3 protein-coding genes are annotated in these 3,179 nt (G+C 63.1%); all 3 read right to left on the bottom strand.

Annotated features, from left to right (window positions below):
- Positions 1–446 precede the first annotated feature (446 nt).
- Positions 447–977: a MaoC family dehydratase gene (locus RJ1_RS44625; protein ID WP_073371124.1), complete on the bottom strand. Its 531-nt coding sequence runs from the start codon at positions 975–977 to the stop codon at positions 447–449.
- A 2-nt stretch (positions 978–979) separates the two neighbouring features.
- Positions 980–1,957 carry an HpcH/HpaI aldolase/citrate lyase family protein gene (locus RJ1_RS44620; protein ID WP_073371122.1) on the bottom strand — a complete coding sequence of 326 codons (978 nt, stop codon included), beginning with the start codon at positions 1,955–1,957 and terminating at the stop codon, positions 980–982.
- A gap of 7 nt (positions 1,958–1,964) precedes the next feature.
- Positions 1,965–3,179: CaiB/BaiF CoA transferase family protein (locus RJ1_RS44615; protein ID WP_439958228.1), on the bottom strand; the 1,215-nt coding region annotated here is incomplete at its 5' end.

Genomic DNA, 3,179 nt, shown 5'->3' with positions numbered 1-3,179 from the left:
GCCGCCGAGGGCGACTTCGGCGATGACGTCGCCCGTAGCGGGATCGCGGGTGGAAAAGTACTTCCCACTCTTACTGCGTTCGTCGTGTCCGCCGACGAACGTTTCGTACCGCTCTCGCATGGTGCTTCCTTTTCCGAGTGGTGCACCCGGGGGCCGGCCGCACCGCGTCTGTGCCGACAATCGGCACAGTGATTCTCTTGATAGCGTGGGTCGTTGCCGCAATTCCTGTCAAGGCCCGTCGGACAGATGTATCCGGTCGTGGTGCCCGACGCTCCGGCGTGCGGGCTGGGTGCCTTTCTTCAGCGGAGTAACACCCAGCCCGCACCGGAGATCGGCTAACCGCGATCCATGAACCGCGTATCCCGCGGCCGCCCAGCAGATCTCATCCGGTCATCGTGTGCGACCGGCCTCGGGCGACAGGGCATGAACGAACTCGCCGGAGTCGACTACGCGTGTGGCAGCGGTCGAGCGGGTTGGTCGCCGCCGTGCGTGTCGCCGTAGCTTCGCTTGGGTACGAGAACTTTGCGACGGAAGATGCAGACGATCTGCCCGTCCTGCTTGTAGCCGCGGGTCTCGACGTACACGACGCCTCGGTCGTTCTTGGACTTCGAGGGGGTGACGTCGAGGACCTCGGTTTCGCCGTAGATCGTGTCACCGTGGAATGTCGGCTTGACGTGCCGCAACGATTCGATTTCGAGGTTGGCGATCGCCTTGCCGGACACGTCCTGTACGGACATTCCGAGCAGGAGCGAGTAGACATAGTTGCCCACGACCACGTTGCGGCCGAATTCTGTTGTTTGTTCGGCGAAGTGGGAGTTGAGATGCAACGGGTGGTGGTTCATCGTCAGCAGGCAGAACAGGTGATCGTCGTATTCGGTGACAGTTTTGCCTGGCCAATGCCTGTAGATCGCTCCGACTTCGAATTCCTCGAAGTACCGACCGAATTGCCTGTCCTGTACTTTTTCCGTGGTCGTCATCGTTACACACCGCTCTCTACGGTCTCGGTCTCCGGCTTCCACACGTCGAGGCGTTCCATGCCGGCGGCGCGGCCCTGGCCGGCGATGACGAGCGCCATTTTGCGGGACGCTTCGTCGATCATTTCGTCGCCGAGCATGACGGCGCCCTTGCGGCCGCCCCGGTCGGAGGTGAACCACTCGTACGCGGCGAGGATGTTCTCGGCGTGGTCGTAGTCGGCCTGGGCCGGACTGAAGGTGTCGTTGGCGGCTTCGATCTGGGCCGGATGCAGCACCCATTTCCCGTCATAGCCGAGTGCGGCGGCCTGCCCGGCAACCCGGCGGAAGCCCTCGACGTTACGGACCTGCACATACGGTCCGTCGATTGCCTGCAGCCCGTTCGCTCGGGCGGCCATCAGGATCCGCATCAGCGGGTAGTGGAATGCGTCACCGACTCCATAGCCCGGCGGCTGCTCACCGATCACGAGCGACTTCATGTTGATGCTCGCCATGAAATCGCCGGGGCCGAAGATGATCGTCTCGGTGCGCGGCGATGCGGCCGCGATCTCGTCGACGTTGATCAGTCCGGCGGCGTCCTCGATCTGCGCCTCGATTCCGATTCGGCCTACCTCGAAGCCCATGGTCTTCTCGATCTGTGTCAGAGTGAAGTCGAGCCAGGCGATCTGGGCCGCCGACTGCACCTTCGGAAGCATGATGCAGTCGAGATTCTCACCGGCACCTTCGACGACCTCGACTACGTCGCGATAGGTCCAGTGGGTGGTGAGATCGTTGACCCGCACCACGCGGATCTTCGATCCCCATCCGCCTTCGTTGAGTGCCGCGACGATGGTCTTCCGCGCACCAGGTTTTGCGAGTGGTGCGCACGCGTCCTCGAGATCCAGGAAGACCTGGTCGGAATCGAGGCCCTTCGCCTTCTCGATCATCTTCGGACTCGAACCGGGCACCGCGAGGCAGGACCGCCGAGGTCGTTGTGTTCTGGACATGATCTCCCTATCTTGTTTCTTCGAGCTGAAAGGTAGCTGTGGTGTTGTCGAACTGGGCCAACACTTCATCGGTATGTTCGCCGAGCAGCGGTGCTCGCCGGAGGTGAGTTGGGGGCGCGTCCGCGAACTTGATCGGAGTGTTGGCGATCGTCAGCGGGTGGGGCACGCCGGGATGATCGACCTCGACCAGCATGTTGCGGGCATGCACGTGGGGGTCCGCATAGATGTCCTCGATGGTATTGACCGGTGCCACCGGGACCCTGCCGCCGAGTGCTTCCACGATCTGGTCCTTGGTCCGGGTGGTTGTCCATGCGGTCACGGCTGCCATGGTGAAGTCACGATTGGCCAGTCGGCTGACGTTGTCCTGTGTGCGTTCGTCCGTCGCCAACTCGGGACGTCCGATCACCGCGCAGAGTTGCTGCCAGTGATTGTTGCCCGGCGCCGCGATGCTGACCCACCCGTCTGCCGCGGGAACCACATCGAAGGGGCAGAGCAGGGGATGGCTGTTGCCCTGCCGGGTGGGCACGTCGCCGTTGTAGGAGTGCTGGTACACGGTGCGTTCGCACATTGCCAGCATGGCGTCGTACATCGACACGTCGACGAAACCACCGACGCCGTCGCGGCGAGCACGATGCACGGCCGACAGCAGGCCGATCACCGCGAACAGTGCCGGCACGGTGTCACCGAGACCGGGACCGGTCTTGATCGGCGGGCGGTCGGGCTCGCCGGTGATTTCCATCAAGCCGCTGAGGGCCTGGACGGTGATGTCGTACGCCGGCCAGTCTCGCATCGGGCTGCTACCGGTGCGTTCGTCACCGAATCCGCGGATTGCCGCGTACACCAGGTGGGGATTCTGCTCCTGGAGGCGCTCGTAGGACAGACCCAGCCGGTCCATGACGCCGTGGCGGAAGTTCTCTACGACGACATCAGCGTGCGCGACCAGTTCGAGCAGCGAGGTGCGTCCCTCTTCGGTGGTGAGGTCGAGAACTACGCTGCGTTTGTTGCGATTGACGCTCTGGAAATACCCACCGAATGCGCGTAGTTCATCATCCGGTGCGAACGGTCCCTGCTCTCGGATGAAGTCACCATGAGGGGGTTCGATCTTGATCACGTCGGCACCCAGATCTGCCAGGACCATGGTGGCGAAGGGCCCCGCAAGCATGGTGGTCAGGTCGATCACCACGACGTCGTTCAGTGGCCCGGTGGCCGGGAACCTCATCGT

The sequence above is a fragment of the Rhodococcus jostii NBRC 16295 genome, from assembly GCF_001894825.1.
Lineage (GTDB): Bacteria > Actinomycetota > Actinomycetes > Mycobacteriales > Mycobacteriaceae > Rhodococcus_F > Rhodococcus_F jostii.
The sequence above is the reverse complement of the archived record's forward strand: the minus strand, read 5'-3'. Positions and strand labels throughout refer to the sequence as shown.